At 68.4% G+C, this 19,529-nt stretch carries 4 protein-coding genes and 1 pseudogene; 1 reads left to right on the top strand and 4 read right to left on the bottom strand.

The features are described 5' to 3' along the window. The 4 genes and pseudogenes from A5736_RS25555 to A5736_RS05885 all read right to left on the bottom strand — a co-directional run. Positions 1 to 14,963, bottom strand: a 14,963-nt coding sequence (locus tag A5736_RS25555; protein WP_139333155.1) for a non-ribosomal peptide synthetase, incomplete at its 3' end; no start/stop codon positions are given. 272 nt (positions 14,964 to 15,235) lie between these two features. Beyond that, a pseudogene (locus A5736_RS05875) lies at positions 15,236 to 16,498 on the bottom strand (glycosyltransferase). A gap of 37 nt (positions 16,499 to 16,535) precedes the next feature. Next, entirely contained in the window at positions 16,536 to 17,450 is a 915-nt protein-coding gene (locus tag A5736_RS05880; RefSeq protein ID WP_254848296.1) for a sulfotransferase family protein, read from the bottom strand. A gap of 25 nt (positions 17,451 to 17,475) precedes the next feature. Then, positions 17,476 to 18,831, bottom strand: a complete 1,356-nt coding sequence (locus A5736_RS05885; RefSeq protein WP_076245064.1) for a wax ester/triacylglycerol synthase domain-containing protein — start codon at positions 18,829 to 18,831, stop codon at positions 17,476 to 17,478. A gap of 127 nt (positions 18,832 to 18,958) precedes the next feature. On the opposite strand from A5736_RS05885, the gene A5736_RS05890 reads away from it, so the two are divergent. Beyond that, positions 18,959 to 19,529, top strand: a 571-nt coding sequence (locus tag A5736_RS05890; protein WP_076245065.1) for a GAP family protein, incomplete at its 3' end; no start/stop codon positions are given.

The following is a 19,529-nucleotide window of genomic DNA, read 5'->3' on the forward strand; positions in this document are numbered from 1 at the left end:
GGCACCCCAAGCACCTGGGCATAAATCCCGGCCAGAATCTCCTCGCTCGGAGTGGCCGGGGCCCGATACCGTTCGGTCCCGTATTCGGGGGCGGGCAGCGCGCGAGTATCGAGCTTGCCATTGACCGTCACCGGCAACTCGTCGAGAACCACCACCGCGGCAGGCACCATCCAGGAAGGCAACCGTTTAGCCAACGCCGCACGCAAACCGCCCGGATCCGCCGCCCCGGTCACATATCCCACCAGCCGCTTATCGCCGGGACAGTCCTCGCGTGCGATCACCGCCGCCTGCTCAACGCCATCGAGAGCTGTTAGAGCGCTTTGGATTTCGCCCAGCTCGATACGATACCCACGAATCTTGACCTGCTCATCGGCACGGCCCACATAGTCCAGCTGCCCATCAGCGCGCCAGCGCACCAAATCCCCGGTGCGATACATCCGCTCCCCCGGCCCACCAAACGGACACGCCACAAACCGCGACCCGGTCAACCCCGAACGGCGCCAATACCCAACCCCCACACCGCGACCCGCCACATACAATTCCCCCACCACGCCGTCGGGCACCCGGTGCAACCAGCTGTCCAGCACAAAGAAGGCGGCACCGGACACCGGCGAACCGATCGGCGGCGCACCGGATCCCGCTGTCAGCGGCGCGCTCTTGGACGCCCACATCGTGGTCTCGGTTGGGCCGTAGACGTTGATCATCAGTCGTCCGGGTGCCCACCGATCCACCAGTTCGGGCGGGCAGGGCTCAGCGCCGATCACCAACGCCGTCGACACGAGACCCTCGGTTGAGAGCATCCCCACCGCCGACGGGGTCTGGGTGAGCACGCTGACCCGCTCGCCGATCAGCAGCTTGTGGAAATCCTCCGGGGATCGGGCCACCTCATCGGGAACCACCACCAGCCGCCCACCGTGCAACAACGCGCCCCAGATCTCCCACACCGAAAAATCGAACGCGTACGAGTGAAACTGCGTCCACACCTGACCCGGTTCCAGTTTCAGGCCGGTATCCAGTGAGTCGAACAGCTGGGCGACGTTGTTATGGGTGACGGTGACCCCTTTGGGGACGCCGGTGGTGCCCGAGGTGTAGATCAGGTGGGCAAGGTCATCGGGGTACGGCGGCGGCAGCGCGGTGCTGGGTTGGGTCCCCACCGCGGGGTCATCGATAAAAATGACCGGCACGTCATGCCAGGCCAGCCGATCAGCCAAGCTGGTGGTCGTGATCACGGTGAGAGGCGCGGCATCGCCGAGCATGAACCCGATCCGCGGCCCAGGCAGTGACGGGTCGATCGGCAGATACGCCGCCCCGCTCTTCAAAACCGCCAAGATCGCCACGATCGCCTCGGCCGACCGCGAAAACAGCAGTGCCACACACTCACCCGCACCGGCGCCCTCGGCGGCCAACAGGTGCGCCAACCGATTCGCCGCCTCGTCCAGCTCCCGGTAGGTCATGGACAAGCCCCGGCAAGTCAGCGCGACCGCCTCGGGCGTGCGCGCCACCTGCGCGGCGAACAACCCCGGAATCGAGTCCGTCGTCACGGGCTGGCTCAGCACCGCCCGGTTGCCCCACCCGTCCAGGCGGGCGCGCTCACCGGCGTCCAGCACATCCATCGATGACAACCGTCGCGTGGGTTCGGTGGTTAGCGCCTCCAGCACCCGCCGGAAACCTTCGGCGATCGTTTCGACGATCGCCTCGTCGAAGGCATCGGCGTCGTATTCGAGGCGCAGGCCCAATTCGTGACCGGCCATGGCTTGCATCGTCAGCGGATAGTGGTTGTATTCGCGGCTGGTGAACGAGGCGATGTTCAACCCGTCATCCCCCGCCAATGCGCTCGTGTCGACCGGGTAGTTCTCAAATACGAACAGGGTGTCGAAAAGTTGCTCGTGGCCGGTGACGCGGTGGATTTCGCTTAGCGACAGATGTTGGTGTTCAAGCGTTTTGCTGTGGGCGCGTCGCAGCTGGTCGAGCAGGCCGGCGGCGGTCGTTGTCGGTGTGATGTTGGCCCGCACCGGCACGGTGTTGATCAGCAGACCCACCATCGAGTCCGCGCCGGGGACCTCCGCCGGCCGCCCCGAGACCGCGGCACCGAAGGTGACGTCATGGTGCCCGGTCAGCCACATCAGTACCTGCGCCCAGGCGGCCTGCAGCACGGTGTTGACGGTGGTGTGATGCGTGCGGGCCAGCTCGGTGAGCGCGCGGGTGGTGTGCCCCGGCACCCGGTACGACGCAACGCCACGCTTCCCGTGCCCCACCCGCTCCGGCGGGCCCACCAATGTGGGTGTGTCGAAGCCGGCGAACGCCTCGCGCCAGGCCGCGCGGGCGGCATCCATGTCTCGATCGGCCAGCCACGCAACGAATCTGCGGTACGGGACCACGGCGGGCAATCGCTGCCCGTAGTAGGCGGCGAAGATTTCTCGGAGCAGGATCGGCAGCGACCAACCGTCGAGCACGATGTGATGGAAGGTCAGCACAAAGCGGTGCTCGTCGGGTGCCGTGCGGATCAACGCGGCCCGAGCGGCCGGCTGGTCGGCGAGATCACGGACCGCGGCACGTTCGGCGGCACCGAGCCGCTCGATCTGCTGATCGACGTCGCCGCCGCCGAGTTCGACGTACCGCCACGCCGGCGCGGGATCAGCGGGGATGACCTGCACCGGCTTCCCGAACTGCTCCCAGAATCGGGCCGCCACATTCGGATGCCGGTTGACCATCGTGTGGACCGCATCGCGCAGCCGGTGCGGATCGAGCGGACCGCTCAATGTGACATCGAGCTGTACGGCATAGAGATCGTCGCCGCCTCGCGCGGCCCTGGCGTGAAAGAGCAGTCCTTGCTGCAGTGGGGTCAGCGGAAGCACGTCAGCGATCCGCATTGTGCCACTGAGCTCGTCGATCTGCTGCTGGCTCAGACCGGTGAGCGCGATGTCGGACGGTGTCAGCCCGCCGCCACCGCTTTGCACATGCGCGCAGATGCCGGCCAGCGCGTCAAACCACAGCCGGCCCAACCGGCTGATCTGCGCGCGATCGAAAGCCGATGGCGCCCAAGTCCAATCGGCGCGTAGGCACGGTCCGGCGTCGCCGTCAACCGTGCCCGCGTTGAGCTCGACGGAGTGCGCGAGCGGCATCGGTGTGGCCGCCGCGACGCCGGTCAACGACAGGCTGTCGGGGCAGACTCGCCAGAGTTCGTCGGACCTCTCGGAGCCCGCGGCTCCGAGGCGCCCCAGGTAGTTGAACCCGATCGGCGGGTCGGTGTCGGCCAGATCGACATCGATGTTCAAGTACCGCAACATCCCGTAGGTCAATCCGTCCGGGTGAGCGCGAAGCTGTTCCTTGGCGTCCTTGACGAGCACACCCAGTCGCGGGTGGCCGGCGATCACCTGGGCCCAGGACAGTCCGCCAACCTTCAGGGCCACCGGGTATTTGGTGGTGAACCAGCCCACGGTGCGGGACAGGTCGACATCGGCAGCCAGTTCCTCGTCACGTCCGTGGCCCTCGACGTCGATGCCGATTGGCGTCGCGCTGTCGCCCGCAAACTCGGTCAGCGCCAAGGCAAATCCGATCAACAAGACGTCTTGCACCCCGGCATGGAACGCCGCCGGCACCTCACCGAGCAGCAGCCGGGTGGTCTCGACATCCAGCTGCACCGATAAATGCCCAGCCGTGGCGAACGTGTCGACCTCCGGTTGCACCGCGGGCAACGCGGCGGGGGTGGCGGCCACCTGCCGCCAGGCCTCGGCCTGACCGACCACGTCCGGGTGGTGGGCGCGCTCGGCCAGCAGCGAGGCCCACCGCGCAAACGACGTCCCGCCCGCCGGCAATGCCACCGGCTCGCCGCTGCGGTGCTGGGCCCACGCAATGTTCAAGTCCTCCAACAGGATTCGCCACGATACGCCGTCGACGGCAAGATGATGAAGAATCAACGCCAATTGGCCCGTGGGCGGCACCCACAACGCGCTGACCATCATTCCGGCGGCCGGGTTCAACCTAGAGCGGGCCGACACCAGCGCCGCATCGGAGAACACGTCGACGACTTGCAGGCACTCGCGCGCATCCACCGACCCGGGCTGGGGCACGGTCAGCGACCGGTCCTCGTCGACACGCAGCCGCAACATGGCATGCCGATCCAGTAGGGCCTGCAGCACGACCACGACGTCGGCCTGGGTCGCCCCGGCGGGAGCCTGCACCACCATGGTCTGGTTGAACTGCTCCACCGGTCCGTCGATGCCCCGCAGCCACTGGATGATCGGGGTGGCCACCACCGGCCCGACACCGTCATCGGTCGCGTCAGCGACACCGGTGGCCACCGCGGCCACCCGCGCCAGCCGGGCGACGGTCTGCTCGACGAAGATGTCACGCGGCCGGCACACCAGGCCGGCGGCACGCGCGCGCGTTACCACCTGCATCGACGAGATGCTGTCCCCGCCAAGGTCAAAGAAGGTGTCGTCGACCCCGACCTGCTCCAACCCGAGCACCTGGGCGTAGATGCCGGCCAGAATCTCCTCGACGGCTCCATCCGGGGCGCGGTACCGCTCACCATCTCCGTAGTTGGGCGCCGGCAGGCGGCGGGTGTCGAGTTTCCCGTTGGCCGTCAACGGCAGCTCATCGATCGCCAGCACCGCGGCCGGCACCATGTACGCGGGCAACCGCTCGGCCATAGAGGCACGGATGTCGCGCGGATCCGCCGTTCCAGTGACGTAGCCGACCAAGCGTTTGTCGCCGGGGCGGTCCTCGCGGGCGATCACCGCGGCGTGCCGCACCCCCTCGAGTTCGGTTAGGGCGGTGTGGATTTCGCCGAGTTCGATGCGATACCCGCGGATCTTGACCTGCTCGTCGGCACGCCCCAGATACCGCAGCTGCCCGTCAACACCCCACGACACCAGGTCGCCGGTGCGATACATCCGACCCCCGCCGAACGGGCACGCCACAAACCGCGACGCGGTCAACCCCGAACGGCCCACATAACCGACGCCCACCCCGGCGCCGGCCACATACAACTCACCGACCACCCCGACCGGCACCGGACGTAACCACTCGTCGAGCACGAACAACGCCGCCGCCGGCACCGGCGCGCCGATCGGCACCACCCCCGACTCCGGACTCAGCGGAGCGCTGATCGCCACGCACATCGTCGTCTCGGTGGGGCCATACGCGTTGACCATCACCCTTCCGGGCGCCCACCGCTCCACCACTTCGACCGGGCAGGCCTCACCGACCACCACCAATGCCGCCGACTCCAGCCCCCTCGGGGACAGCGCGGCCACGGCCGACGGGGTCTGGGTCAGCACGCTGACCTGTTCCCTGACCAACAGGTCATGGAAGTCCTCCGGTGAGGCGGCGACCTCCTCGGGCACCACGACCACGCGGCCCCCACGCAACAGTGCGCCGAAGATCTCCCACACCGACACGTCGAACGCCAACGAATGACACAGCGGCCACACGCCTGGGCGCGGCAGGCCGGCGTCCAACGCCGCCAACAACTGGGTCACGTTGCGGTGAGTGATCGCAACGCCTTTGGGCACGCCGGTCGTGCCGGACGTGTAAATCAGGTACGCGGGATCGTCCGCCGCCGGTGCCGGCGGCGCGGTGCACGGCTGGGCGTCGATCGCGGGGTCGTCGATATCGATGACTCGCAGATCTCGGCCGTCCAGCCGACCGGCCAGCGCGGCGACGGTGAGCACGGCGACCGGCCCGGCGTCGTCGAGCACGAACCCGATCCGCTCCGTCGGCACAGTCGGGTCGATCGGCAGGTACGCCGCCCCGGTCTTGAGCACCGCCAGAATCGCGACGATCGCCTCGGCCGAGCGGGGCAACAGCAGCGCCACACACCCACCCGCTCCGACGCGCTCACTAATCAGCAAGTGCGCCAACCGGTTTGCCGCCTCATCTAGCTCGCGGTAGGTCATGGCGTCGTTTCCCGCGCTGATCGCCACCGCCTCGGGAGCGGCGGCGACCTGCTCGCCGAACAACGCCGGAACCGACAGCGGCGGCGGCGCGGGCGCGGTCAACACCGCCGCGTTACCCCAGTCCTGCAGGCGGGCCCGCTCGACGTCGTCGAGCACCTCCACCGACGACAACCGCCGCGCCGGATCGGCGGTCAGGGCCTCCAGCACCCGCCTCAACCGCTCGATCAGCGTGTGGATGGTGGCCGCGTCGAACACATCGGTGCGAAACTCGACCGCCCCGCCGATCCCGGCCGCCGCACCGGCCGGGGTCCAGCGCTCGGCCAACGACAACGACAGGTCCATGCGCGCGGTGTGGGTGTCCATCGGCAGCCGTGTCGCCCGCACGTCCCCCAGGGCCAGCCCGGCGACCGGTTCGTCGCTCTGCCAGGCCAGCATCACCTGCACCAGTGGGTGATGGGCGAGGCTTCGGGTGGGGTTGAGCCGCTCCACGAGCACCTCGAACGGCACATCCTGATGCTCGTAAGCGGCCAGGCTGCGCGCGCGCACCTGGGCGAGCAACTCGGCCACGGTGGGATCGCCGGTCAAGTCGACCCGCAACACCAGGGTGTTGACGAAAAAGCCCACCACCGCATCCAGCGCGGGGTCACGCCGGCCCGCGATCGGGAAGCCAACGGCCACATCGCGGTTCGCGCCGAGCTTGCCCAACAACACCGCCAGGGCGGCCTGCACCACCATGAAAGGCGTCGCATTGTGTTCGCGGGCCAGCCGAGCGATCCGGCGCTGCAACTCCGCGGGCCACTCCACGGGCGCCGTGGCTCCTCCGTGATCGGCCACCGGCGGATAGTGCCGATCGGTGGGCAAGGTCAGGCGCTCGGGCATCCCCGACAACGCCTGCTCCCAATACGCCAGCTGCTCGCCGATGTGGCTAGCACTGTCGTCGAGGTCGCCCAACTGGGCGCGCTGCCACAATGTGTAGTCGACATACTGCACCGCCAACGGCGCCCAACCGGGGGCCCGGCCCTGCCGTCGCGCCCGATACGCCTCGCCCAGATCAGCCACCAGCGGAGTGATCGACCAGCCATCGGCGGCGATGTGGTGGACCACCGCCACCAACACATGCTCGTCGTCGCCAACCCGGAAAAGCCTTGCCCGCAACGGGATCTCGCTTGCCAGATCAAACGCGTAATGCGCCGTTTCGTCGATGGCCTCAGCCAGTCGGGCCGCCGGCCAGCCGGTGGCATCCACCACGTGCCAACCGAAGTCGGCCCGCTTGGCGGGCATCACCACCTGCTGCGGGACGCCGCCGGGGGCGGCGAACAGCGTGCGCAGGCTCTCGTGGCGGCCAACCACATCGGCCAGCGCGGCCCCCAACGCGTCGGCATCGAGCCGGCCGTCCAGCCGCAGCGCCACCGCCATGTTGTAGATCGGCGACGGCCCGTGTAGCTGGTCGATGAACCACAACCGGTTCTGCGCGAACGACAGGGGCAACACCGCGGGGCGGCGCATCGCCACCAACGGCTCGGGCAGGCCGTCACCACAACCGAGACGCGGCGCCAACCGGGCAACCGTGGGCGCGTCGAACACCGCGCGCACCGAAAGATCCGCGCCCACACCGGAATTGACCGCCGCAACCAGGCGCATCGCCGAGAGGGAATCCCCACCCAAGTCGAAGAAGGAGTCGTCGACCCCGACCCGCTCCAGGCCGAGCACCCGGGCGTAGATCCCGGCCAGGATCTCCTCGGTCGGAGTGGCCGGGGCCCGGTAGCGCTCACCATCGCTGTAGTCCGGTGCCGGCAGCGCCCGCTTGTCGAGCTTGCCGTTAGGTGTCAACGGCAGCGCATCCAGCGTCACCAGCGCCGCGGGCACCATGTACTCCGGCAACCGCTCGGCGAGTGCGGCACGCAGCCGAGCAGGGTCGGCGCTCCCAGTCACGTAACCGACCAGCCGCTTGTCGCCGGGGCGATCCTCGCGGGCGATCACCGCAGCATGCCGCACACCCGCGAGCCCGGCCAGGGCGGTCTGAACTTCGCCGAGCTCGATGCGATACCCGCGGATCTTGACCTGCTCGTCGGCGCGGCCCAGATACTCCAGCTGGCCATCGGAACGCCATCGCACCAAATCGCCGGTGCGATACATCCGCCCTCCGCCGAACGGGCACGCCACAAAGCGCGATGCGGTCAACCCGGAACGGCCCACATAGCCGAGGCCCACCCCGGCGCCGGCGACGTACAACTCGCCCACCACCCCGACCGGCACCGGACGCAGCCAGCCATCGAGCACGAAGAAGCCCAGATGCGCCAACGGTTTCCCGATCGGGCTGACAGTGCCATCGACGTCGCGGTCGACGATCTCGCGGAACGACGCGTGCACCGTGGTCTCGGTGGTGCCATACATGTTGATCAGCTGCGGCAACCCCGGGTGACCGTCCATCCAGCCGGCGAGCCGCTGCGGCTCCAGCGCCTCGCCGGCGAAGATCACCGTCTGCAGCTTCAGTTGGCCGCCCAGTTCGGGTGCCAGCGCATCCGCGGTCTGCAGCGCATAAAACGCCGACGGGGTCTGGCTCAGCACTCCGACCTGCTCTGCGACCAGCAGGCTGTGGAAAACCTCCGGCGAGCGGGCCACCGCCTCCGGCACGACGACCAACCGGCCGCCATGCAACAGCGCGCCGAAGATCTCGCACACCGAGACGTCGAAGGCCAACGAATGCCACTGCGACCACACCTGACCCGCCAACTCCAAGCTGTCGTCCAGTGACGCCAACAGCTCGATGACGTTGCGGTGGGTGATCGCCACGCCCTTGGGCACCCCGGTCGTACCCGAGGTGTAGATCACGTACGCGATGTCGTCGGGGGCCGGCGCCGTCGGAGCGGTGCTCGGCTGGGCGTCCAGTTCGGGGTCGTTGACGTCGACGACGAGCAGGTCGTGGCCGTCCAGCCGCTCGATCAATTCGGTGGTGGTGATGGCCGCGATCGGCGCGGCATCACCAACCATGAAGGCGATGCGCGCGTTCGGCACCGCCGGGTCGATCGGCAGATACGCCGCGCCGGTCTTCAACACCGCCAGAATCGCGACAATCGCCTCGGTAGACCGCGAAAACAGCAGCGCCACACGCTGTCCGGGGCCGGCCCCCGCGGCGGCCAACACATGCGCCAGCCGGTTCGCGGCCTCGTCCAACTCCCGGTACGTCATGCCGCGGCCGGCGAAGCTGATCGCCATCGCATCGGGGGTCCGGGCCGCCTGCGCCGCGAATGCCTGGGGAAGCGACACGGTCGGCGATGCCGGCGCGGTCAACGCCGGGCGATTGCCCCATCCGGCGAGCCGGGTGTGCTCGGCCGCATCGAGCACATCCACCGACGACAACCGCCGGGTCGGGTCGGCGGTCATCGCCACCAGCACCCGCCGGAGCCGCCCGATCAGCGTTTGGACGCTGGCGGTGTCGAAAACGTCGGTGCGAAATTCGACGGTCCCGCCGATTCCGGCGGGCTCACCGGTGTCGGTCCATCGTTCGGACAGGGTGAACGTCAGGTCGATGCGGGCGGTGCAGGTGTCCACGGGCAGCGGCGTGACGCGTAGATCGCCCAGCGCCAGCCGCGGCGTTGGGCTGTTGTCCTGCCCGGCAAAGTTCTGCCAGGCCAGTAACACCTGCACCAGTGGGTGATGGGTCAGGCTCCGGGTGGGGTTGAGCCGCTCCACCAGCGCCTCGAAAGGCACGTCCTGGTGCTCGTGGGCGGCCAGGCTGCGCTGCTGCACCTGCGCGAGCAGCTCGGCGACGGTGGGGTCGCCGGCCAGGTCGACACGCAACACCAACGTGTTGATGAAAAACCCGACCAGCCCCTCGAGCGCGGGGTCGCGGCGCCCCGCCACCGGGAAGCCGATCGCCACATCCCGGCTGGCGCTCACCTGACCCAACAGCACCGCGAGCGCGGCCTGCACGACCATGAAGCTGCTGGCGTTGTGCTCGCGAGCCAGCCGGGCCACCCGCTGCTGCAGTTGGGCCGGCCAGTCCACCTCGACGCTGGCCCCGCGGTAGTCGGCGACCGGCGGGTAGGGCCGATCGGTGGGCAACTGCAGGCGCTCGGGCATCCCGGCCAGGGCGTGCTCCCAGTAGGCCAGCTGGCCGGCGATCCGGCTTTCGTCGTCGCCGAGCTCGCCCAGCAGCTCGCGCTGCCACAGCGTGTAATCGACGTACTGCACCGGCAATTCGGTCCAGCCCGGCGCCCGCCCAGCAGATCGCGCGTCATACGCCACACCGATATCCGCCGCCAACACGTTGAGCGACCAGCCGTCGGCGGCAATGTGGTGCACCACGGCGACCAGCAGGTGTTCGTCGTCGGCGTTACGGAAAAGTCTTGCCCGCAACGGGATCTCGGTCGCCAGGTCGAAAGCGTGGCCGGTGACCGCGGCGACGGCCTCCTCCAGCCGTTCGCCCGACCAGCCGGCGGCATCGATGACCTGCCAACCGAAGTCCGCACCCTCGGCGGGCATCACCACCTGTCGGGGCATGCCGTCGGTCGCGGTAAAGAGGGTGCGCAGGCTCTCGTGGCGGCCTACCACATCGGCCAGCGCCGCGCCCAATGCCTCGACGTCGAGACGCCCGTCGAGCCACAGCGCCACCGCCATGTTGTAAACCGGCGAGGGCCCCTCGAGTTGGTCGATAAACCACAACCGGCTCTGGGCAAACGACAAGGGGATCGCCGCGGGCCGCTGCCGTGCCGTCAACGCCACCGCCGCCGGTTCCCCGGCGTGCGCGCCGATCCACTCGGCAAGGCCGGCCACGGTGGGCGCGTCGAACAGCGCGCGGATCGGGACCTCGACGCCGAGCTCGGCGTTCACCCGGGCGACCAGCCGGGTGGCCGACAACGAATGCCCGCCCAGGTCGAAGAACCCGTCATCGATGCCGAGCCGCGTCACCCCGACGATCTCGGCGAACAGGCCGGCCAGCACCCGTTCCCGGTCATTGCGCGGCGCCCGATAGGCCGTGGCGCCCACGAATTCCGGAGCCGGCAGCCTTCGCTTGTCGAGTTTGCCGTTGACCGTCAACGGCAGCGACTCCATCAGCATGATCGCCGCCGGCACCATGAACTCCGGCAGCCGGTCGGCCGCGAAGCGCCGCAACTCGGCTGCCCGTTCGCTCGCCGACGGGTCGTTGACATACCCGGCTAGCGAAGCCACTGGGGTGGCTGGCAGGTAGAGATCCGACAGCGCCGCGTCGGTGGCGCGGGTGAAGATCAGATCCACCAGGCCGGCCGTCGGCGACCAGGTCACCGCCGTGGCATAGCCCAGTTCCCGGCCCAACGCGTGACACTCGTTCGGTAACACCGCACCGGGTGCGGTCAGGCCGGCACGCAATGCACTGACGGGCACCCGATCGTCGGCCTCGGCCAGCGCCCGTGCCAGGGCCACATCGGGCCAGATCCCGCCGTGCGGCACCCCGGTCACCCGCAGCCCCGGCACGCGCCGCGACCGCAGAAACTCCTCCAGTGCGGCCAGGTTGCCGAACCGCTGCCACGGATGCGACGCCAGATCCGCCATCGAGTCCACCGTCGCAGGCGCCTTACGCAGCACCACCTCATAGCGGTAACCGCTCAGCTCGTTGAGCGCCCGCATTCCGTTGAGCCGCACGTCGACCGCGGCAATGCCGGGCAGGTGCTCGGGCAGACCCGCAAAGAATTCCGGCGCCAACAACAGTTCCTGCTCGGCGAGCATTTCCCGGCGGACCCGCTCGCGCGTCACCGCGGCGGTGTCCTCGGCGGTTTCGGCGCACACGACCCCAGTGGTGAACTCCCGCAACAGCGAGAGATTGCGGACGTCACCGATGAACAACGCCCCGCCCGGCGCCAGCAACCGCATTGCGACCGCCAGGACATCCAGCAGATAGCCCGCGTTGGGGAAGTACTGGACCACCGAATTGAGCACCACGACATCGAAATGGCCTTCGGGCAACCCCTCGGCCGTGTCGGCCGGCTGTGCCCGCAACCGCACCCGATCGGCCCACGGCTGCCCGGCCACCGCCGCCTGCAGCGCCTGGATCATCGGCGCCGAGAAGTCGGTGCCCCAATACTCGTCGCAGTCCGGGGCCAGCTGCGCCAGCAACAGACCGGAGCCGACCCCGATCTCCAGCAACCGGCGCGCGCCCAACCCGCGGATCCGATCCACCGCGGCTTCCCGCCAATCGCGCATCTGGTCGAGCGGGATGGGCGCCCCGGTATAGCTGCTGTTCCAGCCCTCGAAGTCCTCCCCCAAGACGGGCTGCTCGCCAGCCGCGTGGGTCGACCCCGAATAGAGGCCCTCATACACTCCGTGCCATTGCTCGACGAGTTGCGCTTCTCGCTCCGGCTCCCGCGTCAGCATCATCTGCTGATCCAGGACCACATAGCCCACCAACCGCGTGTCGCCGGGTTGGTCCTCGCGAGCGATCACCGCCGCCCGCCCCACTCGCGGGTGGGCCGACAGCGCGGACTGGACTTCGCCAAGTTCGATGCGGTATCCGCGGATCTTGACCTGCTCGTCGGCGCGGCCCAAATACTGCAGCTGTCCGTCGGCGTCCCAGCACACCAGGTCCCCGGTGCGATACATGCGTGTTCCCGGCTCGCCGAATGGGCAGGCCACAAACCGCGACGCGGTCAACCCGGTTCGGCGCGCATATCCATAGCCCACGCCGCGGCCGGCCACATACAACTCGCCGACGACGCCCGCCGGCACCGGCCGCAACCACCCGTCAAGCACGAGCAGCGCCGCCCCCGGCACCGGCGAACCGATCGGCGCACCGAAACCCGGCCGCAACGGCGCGCTTATCGCCGCATACACCGTCGTCTCGGTCGGGCCGTAGGCGTTGATCATCACCCGCCCGGGCGCCCAGCGGTCCACGACATCGGCGGGGCAGGCCTCTCCTGCCACCACCAGCGCCGTCGACTCCAGCCCCTCGGGTGACAAGGCCGCGACCGCCGAGGGGGTTTGGCACAACACGCTGACCCGCTCGGCGACCAGCAGCGCGTGGAAGTCTTCCGGTGAGCGGACCACCTCCTCGGGCACCACCACCAGCCGCCCACCGTGCAACAACGCGCCCCATATCTCCCACACCGAGACGTCGAAGGCCAACGAATGCCACTGCGACCACACGCCGGCGCGGGGCAGGCCGGCATCCAGCGTCTGCACCAGCTGGGTCACGCTCTGGTGGCTGACCGCAACGCCTTTCGGAACGCCGGTCGTGCCCGAGGTGTAAATGAGGTAGGCGATGTCGTCGCCGGCCGGGGCGGGTAGCGCGGTGCGGGGTTGGCCGGCGACGGCGGGATCGTCGATCTCGACGACGGGCAGCCCGGACCCGTCCAGCCGCGCCCGCAGCCCGGCCACGGTGATCGCGGCGATCGGCGCGGCGTCGGCGAGCATGAACTCGATGCGGGCCGCGGGCAGCGCGGGATCGATCGGCAGATACGCCGCTCCGGTCTTGAGCACCGCGGCAATCCCGACGATCGCCTCGGCCGACCGCGTGAACAGTAGCGCGACGCACTCGCCTGGCCGCGCACCCCGACCACGTAGCAAGTGCGCCAACCGGTTCGCTGCCTCGTCGAGCTCGCGGTAGGTCCACGAGCGCTCCCCACAAGTCAGCGCCGCGGCCTCGGGGGTACGCGCCACCTGCGCGGCGAACAGCTCCGGAATGGACGCCGGTGTGCCCGGCCGCTCGGTCAGCACTGACCGGTTACCCCACCCATCCAGCCGCGCGTACTCAGCGGCATCCAGAGCGTCGAGCGACGGCAACGGCCGCTCCGGGTCCGCGATCATCGCCGCTAGCACTCGCTCCAATTGCCGCGCTAAATCGTCGGCGGCGCAATTCGCAAACAATTGCCCGGCACCCGCCGTGCTGAGAAAAAGCTCATCTCCGTCCCTGGTGAATAGCAACCCGAACTGGTCCACAAGCCCGGAATTGGTCAGCGTCGCCGATGCCGGGGAACCGCCGAGATCGGCCATATAGGTGGGCGGAATGAAATTGACGATTACGCGATTCGGTGCCCGGCCCGAGCCACGGGAACGCGCCGCATTCTCCAGAAAGTGCACCGGGAACCGTTGATGCTGCAACGCTTCCCGCATTCGGGCGTCGACCTGTTCGCAAAAGGCGGCGACGGTGGATTGCGGCGAAGTCCTGAACACCAGCGGGACCACCCCGGAGATCATTCCGGGCACCAGCTTTGTCTCTGGGCTCACGCGCCTGGTGACCGGAAGATCGAGCACGACTTCCGTGCCCTCGGCGTCGTACCGACGCACCAGCAGCGCACACGCCGCGGTGATCACCGACGAGCGACGCACCCCCAACGCGCGCGACAAGTCGCGGATGCCGGAGACGACGACGGGATCCAGTGGAACGGGCTCGGAACACTCATCCGAGTCACTGCCGCCCGCGTCGTCCGCGACGCGATGAGCCAGTTCCCTTTCCGCCGGCAGGTGCTCAGCCCAATAGGCCTCGTCCTCGAGGTACTCGGCCGAACGCTTGTATGCCGATTCGCACTCGATCAGGTCGCGCAGCGAGCCGAAGATGGCGGGAGGAATCGGCTCCCCCGCGGCAATTGCGTTGTAGACGGCGGCAATCCGGTGACAGAAAAGACCCAGGCCCAGGCCGTCCGCGACGATGTGGTGGCAGCAGACGAAGAAATAAAACTCATCGATCCGCGTCTGCATCAACGCGAATCTGAACAGCGCGCCGCTGAACGGCATCGGCGTGGCTTGAATCGATGACGCCAATCGGTAGGCGTCCTCGGCGGGATCCTGCGAGTCGAGGAGGTCGTAGCGAGCGAGCTCGACATCCGGATAGTCGACGACCCGCTGGAAGACGTGGCCGTCAACCTGGAAGAAGGCGGCCCTGAACGGCTCGGCCTCGTGCACCACCTGCCGGACGGCCGACTCGAACATGCCGACGTCAACCGGACCCGCGATTCGCACCAGCACGCCCAGCTGCCACTTGGCGCCGAACCGGCCCGTTTGCGTCGCAAGCCATATATCGAGTTGTCCGCGTGTCAGCGGAAGTGCTCGATTGTCTAGTTCCCCCGAAGTCCCCGACTCCGGCCGGTTCACCTCTTAGCGAACCGGCCCGTTACCAGCCTCTCGCGCAGAGTCGTCGGCCCTATGTCGGTCCAGTTCTTTTCGAAGGTCGGCCACCCCGGGCTGTAATGCGCTTCGCCGTGGGCCAAGACCCGAAACCTGACATCCCCCACGTCGAACGGATTGACACTCACCACTTCTCGCGATCTCCCGTGCTCTAATCGACATAAGTAGAACAAGTTCTAATACCATACTTGAGTCAAATAGCGCCAAACGCAGGGGGGCCGAAGCGGGCAAGACTACGGTCAGGGCCGCCCGGCGCGGGCGTACTTTTCCACCAGGTCAGCGGCCGCCGCGGCACTCTCGGCGGAGGTGGTCATACGGGCCGCGAGGACGCGGGCCCGGGCGGCGTATTCCGGGGCGAGAATCCGGCGGAGGTCCGTCACGAGTGTTTTCCGGGTGGCGCTCGAAAAGCGCCGAGCGGTGCCCACCTTCAGTCGTTTGACCCGCGCTCCCCAGATCGTCTGGTCGATGTCCGTCGAGAGGATCAACGTCGGGACTCCGGCGCGCAGGCCCAGAGCCGTGGTGCCGGTGCCGCCGTGGTGTACGACCGCCCGGCAAGCCGGAAAGAGCGTCGCATAGTTCATCGCTTCCACGACCTTGACGTGCTCGAGATGGCCGACGTCGCGGAAGTCGGTGCCGGCGGCGGTAACCAACGCCCGCTCGCCCAGGTCCGCGCAGGCCTCGGCGATCATGGCGATGGTGTCGGCCGGAGATTTCACCGGTGTGCTGCCGAAGCCGAAGAAAATCGGTGGCGTTCCCGCGGCGATCCACGACGCGACGTCTTCGTCGGCGTCCGTCGGCTGGTCGATCGTCAGCGCGCCGACAAAAGCCCGCCGACCGTTCCATTTCGCCCATTCGTCCGCCAGCCCGGGAAAACAGATCTCGTCGTAGGCCTGGATGTCCACCCATCCGCGTTCGGCGATCCGCCGCGGCAGCGCGAGTGGCCTTCGGGAGACCCAGCTCGCGGCGCTGCACGTTCTCGAGCCTGCTCGCCGCACGCCAGGCCACCCACTCGTAGGCCGCATGGCCGAACGGCCGACCCGCGGCGGCACGACCGACAGGAACTGGCCGCTGGCCCGCACCGGGAAGATATGCACGGTGGCCAATGGGATGTCGTGGTACTCCGCGACGTTGGCGGCGGGCTGCTCGAAATTCAGGCCGCTGACCAGTAAGTCGGCCCCGTCCGCCACCGACTTCAGCGTGGCGCAGATCTGATCCCAACCCTGGATGACGGGATCGGCTATTTCGTGTCGCAGCCTGATCAGGTGGCGGACCTTCCAGAAGTTGCGGAAGAAATCCGTCCAGAAGGTGCGGTGCGCATCCAGAATCGGCTGCACATCCGGGCCGAGAGCGACGGCCGCAAGCCCCACCGACTCGACGAAGCCGACCATGTCGGGCGGAACGGCCATGAGCACGTCGTGCCCGCGGCGTTGCAGCTCACGGGCTATCGCAACGCTCGGCTCGACATCGCCGCGACTCCCGTAGGTTGCGAGCGCAAATTTCATTGCCGATCCTGGCCTTTCACTTCCCGTGCCGCGGTGTTCAGGCCCAGGTGCCCTTGCGTCGGTGGACGAGCGCGGCGATTTCGAGGATGAATTTGCGTGGAATGAAGCGCTGCGCCCTGACGACCCGCCGATAGTTGTCGACGACTCCGCCCAGGAGTTCTTCGTCAGCCCCGTAGTCGGCGAAGACGCGGTCCAACTCGGATTGGCTCCACGTGTCGCCGGACGCGGCCCGGTGCAGATGGTGGTAGGTCGTGGTCAGCCAGCCGGTGCCGAACGGTTCCGGGCACGCCGATCCGTCGGCCTGCTGGTGGCATTCATCGGCGGCGAGGAATTCGTTGATCGCGGCCTCGTCGGGCGCGAGCTCGACGTCCAGGGCAGCGGACATGCGTTTGACCTCGCGGCGCCAATCCTCGAGGAGGTAGGAGAATTCGACGAACACGCGGGGCAGTCCGCGTGTGTAGCGTTCGGCGAGCAGGCTGTTTTTCAGCCAGAGCGCGGCGGCGAGGTCCGGTTTGATGATGGGCATCATTGCGGTGACGGACTTGATGACTTCGTCGGGGTGGCGTACGGCGATCACGGCGCCGACGTCGTAACCAGTGCGGCGGGCGGCTTCGAACCACATGCCGGCCACCGGGGTCATCTGCAGGTCCTTGATGACGTACAGATCCGATGGCGGCAACGTGGCGAGGTAGGCACCGATTTCGGCGATGTCTCGCGCTTCGGGGGGTTCTTCGTGCAGGCGCAATGTGGGATCCGCCGCGGCGCTGTGGTGGCGGCGCAGAATCTTTTCATTGAGGAAGCTGGCTTGCCGCGGTTCCCAGAAGCCGCGCGGGTTGGCCTTCGCGGCGCCGATCATGCCGGGCGGAAGCGCGGCCCCCGACAGTGACAGGACGCGTGTCATTGCCGAGGTGCCGGACCGGGCCATCCCCAGCACGAACAAGACGGTTGTCATCGTCCCCTAACCTCGGCTGATCCGGTCAAGCGGGTTCATGGTACGCGGCTCCATACGGGGGGTCTCCGATATACGTTCCGGCAAGCGAGAAGTCATGCAAAACCTCCGAAAGGTCTTGTCGCAAAGCTTCATTCGAGTTGGCGTAGCCGGGCTGATAAACACTGGCCGATATGAAGACCTGCCCGCGCGCAATTCCCGACAACACGTACAGCACTCCGCCCAAACGGTGCATCAGCGCCTTGGTCACGCCCCGGTGGGACACCCTGGAGGCCCAGAGGGTGGCGGGCGTGCCGTCCGGCCGGACGACGGCCGGGTCGATCGCACCGAGGTTGGATGAGACAACGGTGTTGTCGACCAGCCTGGCCAGCCGCTTGGGCAAGAGGCGCAACAAGGGAACGAACGACATCACCGCGCGCTCGTCGTCGCGCATCTCATGGTGATCGATCAACGCCTGTTTGATCGCGGCCCGGACCTCGCGCAGGTCCGTCGTCGCGGGCGCGGGGTCGACGGTGACGGTCAGATGGCTCACCGCGTTGGCGCGCGTATCACCGGCGGTGCGCTCGTTGACCGGCATCTTCATCAGAACCGAGCCGTCCGCGGTGACCCGTCCGATTCGCTGGGCCAGCTGCGCCGCCACTCCCACCAGCAGCGCGTTGCTGGTACCGCCCAGCGCGTGGGCGCGGGCTTCCCACTCGTCGGCGTCGACGAAGATGGTTGTCATTGGCGGCGTGAGGGATTCGTCGGCCCGCGTCGGCAGCCGCAGCGGGGTGGTCGCGGGCGTGGCCGCCGCCCCTTTGCGGCGGGCACGCCGGGCCAGCCGTACCGCGGCAGCGAAGGCCCGGCCGAAAGCCGGTATGTCTCGCACGGTTTGGCGGGCGTCCTGGCGCATCGCCCGCCAGCGCCGGCGCGACCCGGCGGCGGGCCAGCTGCTCGGATTTGCGCGTCCATCCGCTGCGTCGGCCATCGCGCTCAACAGCCCGACGCCGTCGGCGAGGCAGTGTGAGACGACCAGGCTCACCGCCGCGCCGCCGTCGGTGAAGGGCAGCACCCCGAGGTGCCATGGGGGCCCGTGCTCGGCGTCGACGGGGGCGCAAGCCTGCTCCGCGAGCCAGGCGTCGAGCTCCGCGCGCGGGCGCGGCGTCGCGAGCTCGATGTCGGAGAACCCGTCTACCGATACCCAGCGGTGGCGGCCGAACCGCAACCGTGACGGTTCGATGCGGCGGGGCAACCAGCCGCGCTGAAGGTGGTGATGGAATTTGCGCAGACCGTCCATGTCGACCGGGCGGTCGTACACCCAGAAAGGATGCGGCAAAGACACGACCCCGGTGGCCCGCTCGGCGTCGAACGTGAGCTGGTCGAGCGGATCGAGCACGTTGTCCATCGTCGTACCGTACTAGGGGCCGGGCGTGACCTGTTGCAGGGCAACATGGTTGCCCAGAGCGGTGCCGCTGGGCGCTATCCGAAGGCAAACTTCGGAGGAGCCGACGGCCAACGGTAGTCTTCCCGCCATGTGGGGCTCGGTGCTGGCGCTCGCGCTCATGACGGCGCTGAACCCCGTGCGTCTGGCGGTGACTCTTCTCGTGATCTCCCGGCCGCGGCCCGTGCAAAACCTGCTCGCCTACGGGGCGGGCTGCCTGGTGGGATGCATTCCGGCCGTGGTGGTTCCGCTGACGCTGCTGCATGTCGCGCCCGCGTTTAGCTCCTTGGCCGAGGGCTTGGCGACGAGCCCCGTCGTCCGGCATGTCCGGATCGGGATGGGTGTGCTCGCGCTCTTGGTCGCCGCACTGATCATCGTGCGTTCGCTGGCCCGCCGGCGGCAGCCCGCGCACCTGCCGGCAGCCGGCGGCAACACCGAGGTGCTGGAGTCGAAAACACCGCCGATCATCGCGCGCGTGCTGGACCGCGCGCGGGATGCGGCGAGCGAGGGCGGCCCAGCGTTTCGGCGGCTACTCGGCCGCGTCCACAATGCGTGGGAAACCGGGTCGGCGTGGCTGGCGTTCGTGATCGGCCTGGCACTCGGCGGGGTGGAACCCGACGCCGGTCTGTTGTTGCTCGCGATCATCGTGGCCTCGGGAGCCG

It is taken from the genome of Mycobacterium sp. SP-6446 (assembly GCF_001954045.1).
GTDB lineage: Bacteria > Actinomycetota > Actinomycetes > Mycobacteriales > Mycobacteriaceae > Mycobacterium.

Excerpts from the sequence above, each read along its gene's own strand:
- A5736_RS05880 (WP_254848296.1), bottom strand. The coding sequence starts at position 17,450 with ATGACAACCGTCTTGTTCGTGCTGGGGATGGCCCGGTCCGGCACCTCG.
- A5736_RS05885 (WP_076245064.1), bottom strand. The coding sequence starts at position 18,831 with ATGGACAACGTGCTCGATCCGCTCGACCAGCTCACGTTCGACGCCGAG.